Source organism: Chitinivibrionales bacterium (genome assembly GCA_035516255.1).
In the GTDB taxonomy this organism is placed as follows: domain Bacteria; phylum Fibrobacterota; class Chitinivibrionia; order Chitinivibrionales; family FEN-1185; genus FEN-1185.
This window is the reverse complement of sequence record DATJAL010000039.1, coordinates 12589-27226: the sequence shown is the minus strand read 5'-3', so window position 1 is coordinate 27226 and position 14638 is coordinate 12589. Positions and strand designations below refer to the sequence as shown.

The following is a 14638-nucleotide window of genomic DNA, read 5'->3' as shown; positions in this document are numbered from 1 at the left end:
ACGAGTGCGGCCCTCTTCTAACACCAGACGAATGGCTTCCTTCTTGAACTCATCCGAATACGACCGATTTGCCATAAGACACACTCCTTCTCCTGTAAAATACAGGAATGGTTGTGTGTCCACAAAATCGGGGGAACCTCTCGGCCGGGGCGAGGGGGATACCTCCCCCACCCAGGACGACTTTAATTAGTTCTGCCCTCTCCCGCCGACTCCCTTTGTCAAACTCGAAATGTCCTTCGCCTTCTCCTTCGGCCTTAGCGAGCGTACCGCGGCCCCTGCAAGCCACATCTCTGAGTTATGGATCTGCGCGAGCTTCTTTCCAAGGAATTCTTGATAGTCCTTCCTGCCGCAGTCCCTGATCACTTCTCGCGTCTCAACGCCGTCTTTCACCGATTTGTAAAGCTTCTTGAACACCGGCAGGTTCGCCTTCCTGAAAATCGGCCGCCACTTGAGCGCGCCGTGCTGGGCGGTCGCGGAACAGTTGGAATACATCCAGTCCATTCCGTTTTCGTCAACGAGCCTGATCAGGCTCTGCGTGAGCTCCTCCGACGTCTCGTTGAACGCCTCCGACGGCGAGTGGCCGTGGCTGCGCAGCACGTCGTACTGCGCCTGCATCACGCCGGCCAGCGCGCCCATGAGCACGCCGCGCTCGCCCGTGAGGTCGCTGTACACCTCCTTTTGGAACGTGGTCGGGAACAGATAGCCCGAGCCGATCGCGATGCCGACGGCGAGGCACCGCCCGCGCGCGCGGCCCGTGGCGTCCTGGCCCACGGCAAAGCTCGAGTTGATGCCCGCGCCGCTTAAAAAGTTGCGCCGCACCGACGTGCCGCTTCCCTTGGGCGCGACCATGATGACGTCGACGTTGCGCGGCGGAACCACGCCGGTCTGGCTCTTATAGACAATAGAGAATCCGTGCGAAAAGTACAGCGCGTCGCCGGGTTTGAGAAATTTCTTGACCGTCGGCCAGATCTTGCGCTGCGCCGCGTCAGACACGAGCATCTGGATGATGGTGCCGCGCTTCACTGCCTCCTCGATCGGAAACAGCGTCTTGCCCGGGACCCAGCCGTCCTTGCGAGCGCGGTCCCAGTCCTTTTTGTATTCCGGCGCCTGGCCCACGATCACGTTGATGCCGTTGTCCTTCATATTGAGCGACTGGGCCGGCCCCTGGACGCCGTACCCGATCACCGCGACGACCTCGTTCTTGAGCACGCCGCGCGCCTTTGCAAGCGGGAACTCCTTGCGCGTGACGACCGTTTCCCGTACTCCGCCGAAATTGATGACTGCCATAGTCTGGTTCTCCTTTGGTATATGATGATTAAAACGTTTGTTTCGTTAGACCTCACCCCACCATCCCGGCCATTCGCTTCGCTCAGGGCCACCCCTCCTCCCCTCTCCGATTCGGAGAGTGGAGGAGGGGATGGGGGTGGAGGGGCGAGGTTTTCCTTTGTTTACTTCCGCGCCTGCGCCATGGCCACCTTGCCGGTGCGGATGAGCTCCTTCACACCGTACGGCTTTATCAAGCCAATAAAGTCGTTTATAATATCATACGGCGCGGAGAGCTCGAACGTGATCGACGACGACCCTACGTACGCCACCTTGGCGCCGAACAAATCGGCGAGCTCGACGATCTCATGGCGGCTTGACTTTGTAGAGTCGACGCGCACGAGGATGAACTCTCGCTCGATCACCGGCTGCCCCTCAAAGTCGATCACCTTGATCACGTCGATCAGCTTATTGAGCTGCTTCACCACCTGCTCGATGATCGCCTCGTCGCCCTCCACCACGATGGTCATGCGGGAGATCGAAGGGTCTTCGGTCTCCCCGACCGTGAGGCTCGCGATGTTGTATCCGCGGCTCGCGAACAGGCCCGAAATGCGGGACAGCGTGCCGCTGTGGTTTTCCACAAGCACCGAAATGGTCCGTGTGTTCATAGTTCCTCCATCACCTGGTCGAGCGGCTTTCCCGCGGGGACCATGGGAAACACGTTCTCCTCGGGCGCGACCGCGAACTCCATGAGCGCCGGCCCCTTGACCTCGAGGCCCTGCCTGAGAGTGTCAGCGACTTCGGCCGGCTTTGTCGCGCGCAATCCCGGGATGCCGTAGCTCTCGGCGAGCTTGACAAAATCGGGAATGTACCTGACCTTGCAATGGCCCGGCCCCTTGCAGTCCTCGCACAGCATGCCGCCGCGCAGGCAGGTCGAGCTGTAGCGCTTGTTCCAGAACATCTCCTGCCACTGCCGCACCATGCCCAGATACTCGTTGTTGATGATGACGATCTTCACCGGTATCTTGTTGATGGCGATGGTCGCCAGCTCCTGGATGTTCATCTGTATCGAACCGTCCCCGGATATGCTCACCGTGTCCTTCCGTCCCGCCCCAAGGCTCGCGCCCATGGCAGCGGGCATGCCGAAGCCCATGGTGCCCAGGCCGCCCGACGAAAGCAGGGTGCGCGGCCTGGAGAACCGGTAATACTGCGCGGTCCACATCTGGTGCTGTCCCACGTCGGTGGCGATGAGCACGTCCTTGTCCTTTGTCAAATGGTACAGCTGCTCGATCACGTACTGCGGCTTGATCACCTTGTCCGAGTTCTTGTACGTAAACATCGCGCCGTTTTTCCATTTCTCGATCTGCTCGTTCCATTCCGACGCCGGCCGCGGCGCGACCGCCTTGACAAGCGCCGTGAGGATGTTCTTCGCGTCGCCCACCACCGGGATGTCGACCCTGACGATCTTCGATATCGCGGCCGGGTCGATGTCGAGATGGATGATCTTGGCCTTGGGCGCAAACGACCCCACATGGCCCGTGACACGGTCGTCGAAGCGCGCCCCAACGGATATGATCACGTCGGCCTCCTGGAACGCCAGGTTGGCGGCCTTGGAGCCGTGCATGCCGGGCATGCCAACGAACAGCGGGTGCTCGCCCGGAAACGCGCCCAGCCCCATGAGCGTGAGCGTCACCGGCGCATTGAGCTTGACGCAAAGCTCGAACAGCTCGGCGTGCGCGCCCGACGTGATCACCCCGCCGCCCGCATACACCAGCGGCTTCTGAGCGGTCGCGATGAGCGCGGCCGCCCGCTCGATCTGCTTCGGGTGCCCGGCGAGCGTGGGCCGGTAGCTGCGCATCGTGATCTCGCGCGGATACTCGTAATCGTCAAGCACGGCGCGGGAAATGTCGGCCGGCAGGTCAACGAGCACGGGACCCGGCCTGCCGGTGCGCGCGATGTAAAACGCCTGCTTGAGGATGAGCGGCAGGTCCTTGATGTCCTTGACTAGAAAATTGTGCTTGGTGACCGGCCTGCTTATGCCCACCATGTCCGCTTCCTGGAACGCGTCGGTCCCGAGATACGGCGTGGGAACCTGCCCGGTGATCGCGACCATGGGTATTGAATCGAGATAGGCATTGGCGATGCCGGTCACGAGATTGGTTGCGCCGGGCCCGGACGTGGCAAGGCAGACGCCCACTTTGCCGGTTGCGCGCGCGTAGCCGTCGGCCGCGTGCGCCGCGGCCTGCTCGTGCCGCACGAGAACGACCTTTAGTTTTTTTTCGTCGTATAATGCGTCAAATATCGGGATTGCCTGCCCGCCCGGAAACCCGAACAGGAAGTCCACGCCCTCCTGGACCAGGGCGTCAACCAGAATCTCGGCACCTTTCTTTTTCAACCTATCCTCCGCATTGTTAAGTGAACGCCTTCACTGCGTTAGTGCCGGAAAAAGAAGCAGTTAAAATACCTCTTCCCCTGGGGGTAATCAAGGAACGGTTCCGGCATGCGCAAACGCGCAACAACAAAAAAAGACCCGCCTCTTGTGGGAGACGGGTCTTTTTATTTTTCCTTGCTTATAATTTTATAAGCCCGTCTCCCTTTTTCGCAAAAGAATGACCACTACCACGTTAAGGATGAGAACGAGGCTCAAAAGATTTCTATTTTTTGTTGATGCGGTGAACATGAGATTTTCTTTATTGCTATAAATATATCTTGATTTTTTTAATTAGTCAAGGATAATTTTGCATTTGAATTTTATTCATGTGAATAAGAAGCACAGTCTGCAGACGTCATACTCCTGCGGATCACTATTTTCACCGTACTTCAATTTGATTTGAAACCATGTTGATGATTTCTTCTATGGTGATGGAATCTATTCTCATTTTAACCGCACCGGGATTGAATGGCGAAGGCCGCACAAACGACAGCGCCACGATGTCGTTTTTTCCTCGAGGCAATGCAACGCAGGCGCCCAGTGACGGGACGCCGTCGGCAATATTCTTGAGCATGACGTCTATGCGAAGCATTTCCGGATGGATCGTATCGGCGACCAGTGATTTCACCCGCGATTCGTTTTGAATAAGAAAATCGATAATATGCGCCCACCGCTCGTTGGTTATAATTGTTTTTTTATTATTTTCTAACATATGAATCTCCTTTCTAAAAAAAACTATTGAACATGTTACGGATTTTACCGATGTGTATAATATACACTATTCGGGCAACATTGTCAACCCATTTATGAAAATAATTAAACTTTCCCCTGATGACCTGATTTCCTTTGCTGATGCAGGACGAATGCGCGGCGTTTCCAGGCAATCCATAACCAAACTGGTAAACAAGGGAAGGTTCAAGACATTTACCGTTGCGGGACGGAAATTCTTATGCAGAAAAGAAATCGAAGATTATATACCGCTTTCGGCCGGAAGACCTGGCGCCGGGAAGGCAAAAGAAAACGTCATTCCTTATCCCGCTCTCAGGCCGGAATTGCTCAAGGTCGCTGAAGATCCGCCGAAAAAGAGACCGAAAAAATAATCCGTGAATCACCCCTTCACGTTCTCAAGATACTCTCTCAACTGTCGCGCATTCTTGACCGCATACCCATGGTAATCATTGTTGAAAAAAGCGCACAGGAATTTCGAACGGCCGAGCCATCGTCGCGCCAGCGCAGCCCATTCCATTAATTCTTTTTCTGAATATTCCGATCCGTAAAGCTCCTGCCCGCCGTGGAAACGCAGATAGACGAAATCAGAGGTCTGCTCGAACGCCGTTTCGTAGCGGCCCGAATGCGCGATACAGAGGTTCATGTTGTGCGAGCGGAGCAGCGCATAGGTCTCTTCGCAGAACCACGATGGGTGCCGGAATTCGAAACTGTGGAAACAGCGGTGTTTTGCCAGGAGGTCAGCGAACCGCCGCAGCCGTTCAATGTTCAGCGCAAACGGTTGCGGGAACTGCCACAGAACGCCGAGGAGCTTTTCGGACAGCGGTGCCGCGTTGCTGAAAAACCTTGTCAGCGGCTCCTCTATGTCAATCAACCGCCTGACATGCGTGATATACCGCGAGCCCTTAATGACAAACCGGAAATCTTCCGGCGTTTTGTCGTGCCAGCCCGCAAATGTTTTTATCTGCGGCAAATGGTAGAAGGTCACGTTGAGCTCGACGCTGTTGAACCGGGTGGCGTAATACGCGAGATAATCGCGCGGTTTGGTGTCGGGCGGGTAAAACGTCTCCTTCCAGTGACTGTAGGAGTACCCGCTTGTGCCGATGAATAGTTTCAATTGCATATGATACAACTCATGCTGATGCTTTAAACGGGACCGGGGTCCGGTGTTTTATCCCGGTAAATATTTAATCGCCGTTCACGGTTCAATCATCCCAGCGTCCCATGGCAACTGCGCCGCGATTTTCACCCAAACACCGGATGATTGTAGTATATTGTTCGATCGCTTTATTTTCTTCCAGGATGATGACCTTGCTCACCATTCTCCAAGGGACGTGGCTGTGAAAATAAAACAATTTCCGTACATGGTTTTTCTTTCGATTTTCGTCGCGGCCCTGGTCATGGCAGGATGCTCCAAAAAGAACTCCAATCCCGCGGGCACGAAAATACCGCAGGACTATACGGTAAAAATTACCGTGCTCGATTCAGCGGGTCAGCCGGTCAAGGGCGCGCGAGTCTGGTTTGATGGACAAAACGACACGGCGGTCACCGACAGCACGGGCAGGGCGACCCTCACCTCGCCGGCGGGCAGCCAAATCCTTCAGGCGAAGTCGGGCACACAGGTCTCCTCCCATTCCGAGACGGTTCCCGCAGTAGACAGCATTACTGTTTTATCACCGATAATCCTGGGCTCGGCGCAGATGGTCCCGATGTATGTAATGGTGGACGATCCCCAGGGCCAGCCTTTCGGCGGCGTGCGTGTCTGGATCGATGGCACAACCGACACCGCGGTTACGAACGTGACCGGCAAAGCCGTGCTGGATGCTTCTCCCGGCACAAAAAACCTTTTCGCGCGCCTGGGCATTTTCGGTGCGCAGGAATGGGTGACCATTCATCCCGGCGACACCGCAGTCACGGCACCCGCGCTGCGTCTCGCCCAGAACTCTTCGGTGAAGATTTTAGTCCTCAAGGCGCCGGCCGAATCGCTCGAGGTGGTCCTGAAGGCGATCGGATTCACCACGTTCGACACCATGTCGGTCGACACGCTCGGTGCGCGCGCCGATTCCGACACCGTGGCAGCGGCCAGTTTTCTCGGACAGTACGGATTGGTCTTCCTCGATTGCATCGCGCCTGAGATTCCCGCCGACCTCGGCGGCACATCGCTGTACATTTCAATGAGCCATTACATCGAGCAGGGCGGCGTGGTTTACGGCGGACACTACGGCTATTTCGCCCTCGAGGCGATATTCGCACCGTATTACCAGAACATCAACGACGGCGACCAGCAGCCTGCCGACACGCTCCTCGTCCTCGACACGGCAATGGCCGCGAACGTCGGGTATTCGCAGATCGCGTGGCAGTCCACCGACGGCAGCGGCAGGATGCTGTCGGGCTACGAAACGTTTTCGGACCTGCCCCCGAACGCGCACGTGATGGGCGCCATCAAAGGCACCAACCCGCTTATGGCGGTGATCATCGAGAACTATCTGGGCAGAGGACGCCTGCTGTGGACCAATTACCACAACCAGGACATCGTGTCGTTCCCGCAGCTGTTGAAGATTGTCAAGTACACGATGTACAACTTGTCGAAAATAAACTGACTCGCCGGTTTTTTTTGTGTCAAAGAGACGGCGACCGCTCCGCTGCGGGGGAAAATCTCGGTAAACTCCATGAATATCGAGGATGCATCGTAGATAAATGAGCCATGATACAGATACAATTTCGAGGGTACTTTGTTCCAACTCCCTACAATCCGGGTATTTGCGCCGGTAAAGGGAACACACTCCCTTATGAGAAAAAGAGTGTCTCCGGCAATAAGGTATTTAATTAAAGATTGATCGGCTCGAACCGGAGCGGAATATTCACAAACTGGTCTGCAAAGGTTTTATACTCTTCAGAGTAATTCCAATACAATGGATCCGTGGCAGAGAATCGAAAATATCAAAGGTCTCGTCCGGATGAAAAGTGAAGATTCCCTTGCCCCCTATTGGGCTCCACGTGCCTATAAATTTAGGATCATTAGGGTTCGGACCATTTTTTGGCGCATTGGGACTGCAAAAGAAAATAAACAACGAGATTGCAAGGATCGAGGGAAGATATTTCATGGGATCCTCCTCAATTCGTGGTACTGACGTTAAATATAGATCTGGACGGATAAGATCTTTAGAAATTGAAGAACCCCGCCCCAAGTGGCGGGGATTCTTCCTTGGCTGTGGAATTAGAATATTTTATAGTCGCCCGCTAACCCCGCGCCAAGTCGCGGGGAATGCGCGGGCTGTGCCATTCATCATTGAACCGCCTTTACACATTCCAATTCTCTTACCTGTTCCTCAATCGTCCCCGGATCATACCCCAGATCAAACGCCTTCTCGCTTGAAAGCGACACGTCGCGCGCCCGTGGAGCGGCGCCCGTATTCTCCTTTTGCAATGCGGAAACGATGCCCGAGGCGTCGCGGCCGATCGCCTTTGCCACGAGCACGCCGATGTCGTAACGCGACACGCGCTCCCTGCCGCCAAGGTGAAGAAGGCCGGGCGCCCGTTCGAGCGCCAGCAGCAGGCCCTTTGCCGCGGCCATGCCGCTCACCGGGGTGCGGAATTCGTCGGTGAAGAGCCGCGTTTCCTTTTTGTCAATAATGGCCGCGATCAGGGGCTGAACGATGCTTTTTGCGTTTGCCGGGGCGTCGCCGAACATGAGCGGCATACGGCATATGGTCACTTCGGGAAACGCCTTGCGCATGCCGCGCTCTGCCCCCACCTTGTGCTGGCCGTAGATGTTAACCGGCCCCACCGGGCTTTCCTCGTCGTAGGGCGGGTTATTGCCGGCAAACACCAGATCGCTCGAGGTGAACACGCATTGCACGCCGAGCTTCGCGCAGAGCGTTGCGACAATGACCGCGGCCTGCACGTTGTTGCGGTACGACGCGTCCGGATTGGTCTGGCACTGGTTTGGGTCGGGAAACGCCGCGCAGTGGATGACGGCGTCGGGCCTGATGTCCTTGAACATGATCTCCATCGGTTTGGCGTCGGCGAGGTCGGCCTGAAGCATCTTTACATTTGCGATTTCCACCTGCCGGGTGTGAAAAACGCCGAACACCTCCCAGGTTTTTTGCGCCTCGCGGCACACGTTCCAGCCCAAAAAACCCGACGCGCCGGTGACAAGCAGTTTTTTCATGGTTTGCTCCTACCCCAATAAACAATAATATGCGGCCGACATAATCAAACACGCAAGCAGGACCGTGAGCGCGGGCGCGAAAATGTAGCGGTAGGTGCCGAGCATTCGCGCCCTGAAATATTCGTTGGTGACCACAAAGCAGATGTGTACGGGCGAAAGGATCATGCCGACGTAGCCGCACCCGTACGCGAATACTGTTGCGGCGCACACCACGTTGAGGTGCGGTGAGGCGCCCAGGAGCGCGAAGACGATGGGAAAGCTCGCGCCCACAAACCCGAACGCGACGCCGGTGACCGCGCCGGAAATAAACGGGATGAGCGCGATGACGAGCAGCAGCGGAATTCCCAGGGTCATGAACTCGTCGCGCATTCTCGTCACGAGCGTGGCTCCGGCGTTTCCCGGAAGCGGGCACGTGAGCGCGGCCGAAAACACCACGATGCCGAGCACGAGCGCCATCATCTGCCAGGTGCTTTTCATGGCAAACAGCTTGCATGGGAGTTTGAGAGCGGCCCAATTTTTCCAGAACACCGAAACCAGGGCCAATGCAAGTCCGGCAAGCATGCCGATGAGGCTTGCCAGGGTCTTTGAGGCGCCAAAGGCCGGCAGAGCAAACGAGCAGGCAACCGACGTCACCACGATGACCCCGATGGGAACAAGCGTCGACAGCGCGTCGCGGCCGTTGAGCAGGCCCAGGGAACGGCGGCCGTCATCCGCGCGGATGCGGCGTATGATGAAAAAATATCCGCCGCAGAGGGCCGCAACGGTAAACGGCATCTGGATGAGAAAATACAGTCCCGCCGGCAACCCCGAATATTTGATTGCGAGAATCACGCCCGGGTAGAGCGGCCACCAGTATTCCCATACATGGCGAAACCAGTAATTGATCGCCGCCTTGTGCGGAGGCGACAGGCCGCTATCGGCGTCCACGGCCGCGACAAGCGGCGCTGAAAAAAGCGCCCCGCCCGGCATGGGGAGCAGTCCCACAAGTGCCGGCAGGCCCATGTATAACAGGGCGCGGCTTTTGAGCCACCGTTCCAGCGCCTCGATGGTGCGCCGCATCCTTCCTGTTTTGTCAAGCGACTCGGTGAAAAACAGGAGCATGAGGATGACGACGAGCAAAAGCCAGCTTTCGGGCATTGCCATGTTGTGAAGCTGGTATGCGAGCCCGCTGCCGCCCGCGCCGGTCCACAGGGTGAGCAAGACCGCGAATGCCAGGATGGCGTAGCCGAGTTGAAGGCCAAACCGGTAGGCGATGAGGATGCCGAAAAACACTGCCCCGACTTTAATATAGGCCGGAATTGAGAGAAGAAATTCCATGATGCTGTCCGTTTATCAAATAAAATGGAATTAGTTTAGAAAATACTCGGCTGGCAATGGATGAAGTACGTACAAACTAGGGAGGACGGGTTTACAAGCCCCCTAAGATATAATAATGAATCAGGCGCGCTCCGCTCGCCTTCCGCTTCGGGCTGTACGGCAGATTGGGCTACTGTGCCACGGCCGTTCCAACCTGACTCAGTCCACCTTCATTGCCGGACGCATCAACCGCGGAGACGGCAAACCGGTAATAATGACCCACGGCCGCATTTACCCAGTGGAACGGGGATGATACGTTCGTGATTTCTTTTCCGTAGGCGGTCTCTGTCGGCCCAATGGCGGAATCCAAGGCGCTGTTTTTCTCATACACGTTGTATGACGCGGCTCCGCTGACCGCGGACCACGTTACCGTGAATTTGCCGCTGTCGGCCGGCGTTACCACGACGTTTGTGGGTATGAGCGTCGAACCTGCGACCATGGCACTGGCATTACCTTCGCCGTTGTCATTGGTCGCGGTCACCGCGATCTCGATTGGCTGACCGTAAGAAGAGGTGACGTGCGATATCACTGTGGAAGTAGTGGTAAGGTCCGAGACATAGTCGGCGTAATTATTTGCGCCGGGTTGCGATCCATCGAGAGTATAATAGACGGTATACGACGTCGCCCCTGCAACGGCGTTCCATTTAACCGAGATGGTTGAGATAGTGGACCCTGTCACCGCGACGCCGGAGGGAATCCCGGGCACCGATCCGGTCGTATTCGGTGTCGTGTCGCCAATGGGCGGAACGCATGAGGTGACGAGTCCGACGGTTAGTACCCCAATGACCTTTGCCAAGCTGCTGCGTGTTCGCATTGTTCTGCTTTTCATCGGTTCTCCCTTTTTTTAAGGCTGAATGTTAAAATCGAGATCGAGTAATATAATATTTGGCAATTTTCCCCCGGGCATTTGTCTATGCTTTGGAGGCGCGCCGGCCGGACCACGGCGCAGTCCGGGGTTCGCATTCTTTTAGCGCCTCCTTTTTCCACGTTTTCGCATCGATAGTTTCGAACCGGCCGCAGCGGGCATGTGGAACGCTGTCGAATTTTGTCACATACGGTTTGATATCAAGAATCGGCGTTCTATCGAGCGTATCAACACCCTGGACACGCAAAACTCCGCCTTTGCGTCCCAGCAGCCGCACCACCGAAATACCGATGCGATTCGGCCTTAGAGGACATCTGGTGGAAAACACGCCGCGTTTTTTTGTGTCAAGTAACGGTGTTACGGTGAGCAATTCGGATTCCGCGCGATGAAGACGATACACCAGGATTAAGTGGGAAAATCCTTCGATGTCCTTGGGCCCCCGTATAAATTCCGGAAACATCTCGACAGTTCCCTCGCAGCGCTCTGCAAAGATCGGCTGTGCGGGCGTTTTTTCAGGATCGCGGTGTTTGCATCTGGTAAGCCCGATGGGCACCTCCGTGTAAACGCAATTATTTCCTTTTATTTTTTCCATTCCCCATACTTTTGCAGGTCAGAACCCGTGAGGAACCTTCTTTTGTCGCGGCTTCCGCTGACATGAATCAAACGGCTTAATGACAATCATGCGCATGGCAGGATGTTCTCTCGTCAAGAACGCAGATGTCCCGTTTGTCGTACTTTTCAACCGCATCCCCGACCGTCTCCGCCTCAACCAGATAGGGTCGGATTCCGGCCGCCGCGAGCAAGTGGGCCGCCCGAAGCCCCATGCCCCTGCACAGCACGGCCTCCGCGCCCAACGTTCGCAGCGTGTTTACCGGCATGCATTTCCCGTGTTCGTGCTCCGCCTCGTTGTTGCTTGTAAAAACGGTTCGTTGTGTTTCCGAATCGTACAGCGCAAAGCAGGGTGCGCTGCCGAAATGTCCGTGCAACACCGATTTCATTCCCTTATCTTCCGCCACCGGCATGCAGATTTTCATTGTGTCCTCCAGCATTTGTTAAAGGTTATTCCAAGTTTCATTTTTTTTTCGCAACAGAAATTGCGGCCCTTGCAATGCGGGCATTCGGTGGGTCTTTGCGCACGCGCAGCGACCGAAAACGTCCGTTTGCAGGACCCGCAGACAAAGCGGCAGTTTCCCACGGTTACTTCGCCGCCGGCAACGTTCAGGCGCTTGGAATTTACGAGAAAATCGGCCGTCTTTTTCCGCGCCGACATGACGATGTTGCCGAAGGTGGCCCTTGAGACGTGCATCCGCCGTGCCGCTTGTTCCTGGTACAGGCCTTGGTAATCGGCAAGCCGGAGCGCTTCGAGTTCATCATACGTAAGCGATACGCTCTGCGCCGATGGCGAGCCGGCACCCGACGGGGAAAAACTTTCGGCAACAGGGCGGCAGGTTACACGGCGTTTCTTGCAAGGACGAGGCATGCGACCCTTTCTCTGTTTCTGGCATATGCCAAAAACAAAGATACGTCACGGCTTTTCAGGAATCAAGTCTCACTTCGTCTCATCTTAGGGAAAGACCCCGCAGAAAGCCGCGTCGGTATTGCCATAATCGCGGCCGCACGATCAATCCCATCATTTTTCAATTGCACCGTTCAGCTTAATTTCCGGTTTGTCAGGATGATTTGTGGTTATGGTGAATTGGCCGGCCTGCCTTTCCGAAATATCGGGCGCGGAGAGAACGATTTTTTCTGGTAGGTCATCAAAAGCCCCCGGCAGTTGGAAAATGCTCATTATTTCTAATCTATTGTGGGGAGAGATGGTGTTACAAGCAAATTCTGACAAATCATTATTTGCACTAGCCGTTAGCAACTACTGTTTTTAAACCGGTGGGTTCCGCGCACCAGTGTCCCGCCGCCCCTTTAAAACCATCATTTACTCGATCCCTTACGAAAAATTACCCTTCACTGGTCTGACCCTTTTATGGAAGTTACCGACCGCCATAACTTTTTTCATTAATAATGTCACTGATTATTTTCTCATACTCCTTGTTAAGATGCCTTTCCGGATTGAATTCCGGTTGATGCTGTAATCGATTTTCAGGAAAACCTAATATAATCCCGGTTTCCTTTTGGACAGGCTGTGTGATCCAATTCGGAAAAACGATGATATTCTTCTGCTCTGGCAGCGTGAGAGCAACCACTGCAAAGCGAACTAACCACAGCTTGTCTTCAAAAAGGAAATCCGTAATTGTGCCGACGGTTCCATCATTGCACCTGACCTCCGATCCGACCATTTCGCTAATGCTTTTTAGTCCTTTATACGTTTGAAACTCGGCGTTGGTCACCGGTGCCTCTTTCACCCTCGTGGCTGCAGGACTTAAAAATTCTGTTCCTACCGACATAGAGAGCACCCTGCCCTCCATAAAAAAAGGCCAGGCGTATCCGGAGGGAACTTCATTGTCGTCCGCCGGAACAGCGATATCGGTGCGCGCTTCTATCTCATCGAGGGAGATCGTCGTATGCACTTCCAGCCCTCGTACTTTCTTTATCTCCGACACCGAGAAAAACGCGCGGCATTCCGGCCTCGCAGGATACGGCAATGCGACAAAAAACTGCACCACCCATTGTCGCGCGTCAAATAGGAGATCGCTGATCCTACCCACTTGGCCGTCTCTTGCAAAAAGGATAGAGCCGATCTGATCCTTCATGCTTAATATCATGAGCTATCCCCTTTTTATTGCGCCTGGCTTATAGATTTAGCTGTACCCTCCAGCACGGAGAATTCATCCCGTCTGTTTTTCGCGTGGCATTCCTCGTCCGTACAGCCGGCTACCGCAGGGCGCTCCTTGCCGTAGGAGGTCAATTCAATGCGGTCGGACGCCACGCCATAGGTCACCAGAAAGTTTTTGGCGTTCTGCGCCCGTTTCTGGCCGAGTCCAATGTTGTATTCGGCTGACCCCCGCTCATCGCAGTTGCCGGCAATGAGTATCCTCATCGCCGGATGATCTGCCATAAACTTCCCGATAATGGTGAGCCTTGTTTCACCTTCCGGCTTTATTGTGGACTTGTCAAAGTCGAAATAAATGTTTTGCAGCGCTTCCCTGGCCTGCTGCTCCAATTCACCCTGCAGCCGCGCCTCTTTAAAGCTCGTCGAATCGAATGGGGGCGGCGCCGGAGCAGGCTTCTCCGCAACAACAGGTTTTTCCACGGTCAACTTCGTGACTTTTTTTGAACACGACACGGCCGAGAGAAAGATTGCCGCCGTCACCGATGCGAACACAAGTGCCCCGTGTCCACGCATATATTCCTCCTTTATTGTTTTGTTTCGGCTTTCCCCGGCGATAGGCTGATTCCGGAATCGCCGTGCGGATTGTCCGGTCCATTAACGTCGGATGCAGACTTTAATGCGGCGGAAACACACTCAACGATTTCCGCAATGTTGAACGGCTTGTCAAGGCAAAATAAACTGCCACGCTTTTTAAGTTCGCTGTACAGCTCCTTTGAGCCGTAGGCGGTGATCATGCCGAAGGGAACGGTAAAGCCCTCGGCGCTCAATCGGTCGATCAATTCTGTGCCCGAAATTACAGGAAGATGATGGTCGGTAATTACAAGGGCGAACTGTTCCTTCATTTTATTTGCAGTCACGATTTCCACGAAGGCGTCTGCGCCGTTGTCCACCGGGACCGTTTCATAGCCGGCCCTCCGCAGGGTAAGCGTCACAGATTTTAAAAGGTCCTGCTCGTCTTCGACCACAAGTATTCTTTGTCGCCGCATGGCATCACTCATTTTTTCCGGTTCCTTACTGCATTCCTATTGACATATGCCATTT

17 protein-coding genes are annotated in these 14638 nt (G+C 55.1%); 2 read left to right on the top strand and 15 right to left on the bottom strand.

Features of this window, described 5'->3' with window-relative positions:
- Positions 1 to 186: 186 nt before the first annotated feature.
- The 4 genes from ilvC to VLX68_11340 form a co-directional block, all read right to left on the bottom strand.
- Positions 187 to 1287: a ketol-acid reductoisomerase gene (ilvC, locus tag VLX68_11355; protein ID HUI92833.1), complete on the bottom strand. Its 1101-nt coding sequence runs from the start codon at positions 1285 to 1287 to the stop codon at positions 187 to 189.
- A 161-nt stretch (positions 1288 to 1448) separates the two neighbouring features.
- Positions 1449 to 1931, bottom strand: a complete 483-nt coding sequence (gene ilvN, locus VLX68_11350) for an acetolactate synthase small subunit (GenBank protein ID HUI92832.1) — start codon at positions 1929 to 1931, stop codon at positions 1449 to 1451.
- On the bottom strand, positions 1928 to 3658 hold the full coding sequence (gene ilvB / locus VLX68_11345; GenBank protein ID HUI92831.1) for a biosynthetic-type acetolactate synthase large subunit: 1731 nt from the start codon (positions 3656 to 3658) through the stop codon (positions 1928 to 1930). Before ilvB ends, ilvN begins: the two co-directional genes overlap by 4 nt.
- A gap of 415 nt (positions 3659 to 4073) precedes the next feature.
- Positions 4074 to 4406: a hypothetical protein gene (locus VLX68_11340; protein ID HUI92830.1), complete on the bottom strand. Its 333-nt coding sequence runs from the start codon at positions 4404 to 4406 to the stop codon at positions 4074 to 4076.
- Between the two features lie 151 nt (positions 4407 to 4557).
- Here VLX68_11340 and VLX68_11335 point away from each other — a divergent pair, with 151 nt between their 5' ends.
- Positions 4558 to 4794: a hypothetical protein gene (locus VLX68_11335; protein HUI92829.1), complete on the top strand. Its 237-nt coding sequence runs from the start codon at positions 4558 to 4560 to the stop codon at positions 4792 to 4794.
- Between the two features lie 8 nt (positions 4795 to 4802).
- Here VLX68_11335 and VLX68_11330 read toward each other — a convergent pair whose 3' ends face one another.
- A complete protein-coding gene (locus tag VLX68_11330) occupies positions 4803 to 5543 on the bottom strand; it encodes a DUF72 domain-containing protein (protein ID HUI92828.1) in 741 nt (246 codons plus the stop codon).
- Positions 5544 to 5760: 217 nt separating this feature from the next.
- Here VLX68_11330 and VLX68_11325 point away from each other — a divergent pair, with 217 nt between their 5' ends.
- Positions 5761 to 7020, top strand: coding sequence for a carboxypeptidase-like regulatory domain-containing protein (locus VLX68_11325; GenBank protein ID HUI92827.1), 1260 nt, complete (start codon positions 5761 to 5763; stop codon positions 7018 to 7020).
- A 686-nt stretch (positions 7021 to 7706) separates the two neighbouring features.
- Here the strand turns inward: VLX68_11325 and VLX68_11320 are convergent.
- From VLX68_11320 to VLX68_11275, 10 genes are all read right to left on the bottom strand, one after another.
- Positions 7707 to 8591: an NAD(P)-dependent oxidoreductase gene (locus VLX68_11320; protein HUI92826.1), complete on the bottom strand. Its 885-nt coding sequence runs from the start codon at positions 8589 to 8591 to the stop codon at positions 7707 to 7709.
- A 9-nt stretch (positions 8592 to 8600) separates the two neighbouring features.
- Positions 8601 to 9908, bottom strand: coding sequence for a DUF401 family protein (locus VLX68_11315; protein HUI92825.1), 1308 nt, complete (start codon positions 9906 to 9908; stop codon positions 8601 to 8603).
- A 169-nt stretch (positions 9909 to 10077) separates the two neighbouring features.
- Positions 10078 to 10776: a fibronectin type III domain-containing protein gene (locus VLX68_11310; GenBank protein HUI92824.1), complete on the bottom strand. Its 699-nt coding sequence runs from the start codon at positions 10774 to 10776 to the stop codon at positions 10078 to 10080.
- An 82-nt stretch (positions 10777 to 10858) separates the two neighbouring features.
- Complete coding sequence (gene tsaA / locus VLX68_11305; GenBank protein HUI92823.1) at positions 10859 to 11404, bottom strand: tRNA (N6-threonylcarbamoyladenosine(37)-N6)-methyltransferase TrmO; 546 nt, start codon at positions 11402 to 11404, stop codon at positions 10859 to 10861.
- A 76-nt stretch (positions 11405 to 11480) separates the two neighbouring features.
- The gene (locus VLX68_11300) at positions 11481 to 11846 is read right to left on the bottom strand and encodes a NifB/NifX family molybdenum-iron cluster-binding protein (GenBank protein ID HUI92822.1); all 366 of its coding nucleotides are present in this window, start codon (positions 11844 to 11846) and stop codon (positions 11481 to 11483) included.
- The gene (locus tag VLX68_11295) at positions 11843 to 12292 is read right to left on the bottom strand and encodes a DUF134 domain-containing protein (protein ID HUI92821.1); all 450 of its coding nucleotides are present in this window, start codon (positions 12290 to 12292) and stop codon (positions 11843 to 11845) included. Before VLX68_11295 ends, VLX68_11300 begins: the two co-directional genes overlap by 4 nt.
- Positions 12293 to 12442: 150 nt before the next feature.
- A complete protein-coding gene (locus VLX68_11290) occupies positions 12443 to 12601 on the bottom strand; it encodes a hypothetical protein (protein ID HUI92820.1) in 159 nt (52 codons plus the stop codon).
- A 196-nt stretch (positions 12602 to 12797) separates the two neighbouring features.
- The gene (locus VLX68_11285; GenBank protein ID HUI92819.1) at positions 12798 to 13517 is read right to left on the bottom strand and encodes a hypothetical protein; all 720 of its coding nucleotides are present in this window, start codon (positions 13515 to 13517) and stop codon (positions 12798 to 12800) included.
- Between the two features lie 26 nt (positions 13518 to 13543).
- A complete protein-coding gene (locus VLX68_11280; protein HUI92818.1) occupies positions 13544 to 14110 on the bottom strand; it encodes an OmpA family protein in 567 nt (188 codons plus the stop codon).
- An 11-nt stretch (positions 14111 to 14121) separates the two neighbouring features.
- On the bottom strand, positions 14122 to 14595 hold the full coding sequence (locus VLX68_11275; GenBank protein ID HUI92817.1) for a response regulator: 474 nt from the start codon (positions 14593 to 14595) through the stop codon (positions 14122 to 14124).
- Between the last annotated feature and the right edge of the window lie 43 nt (positions 14596 to 14638).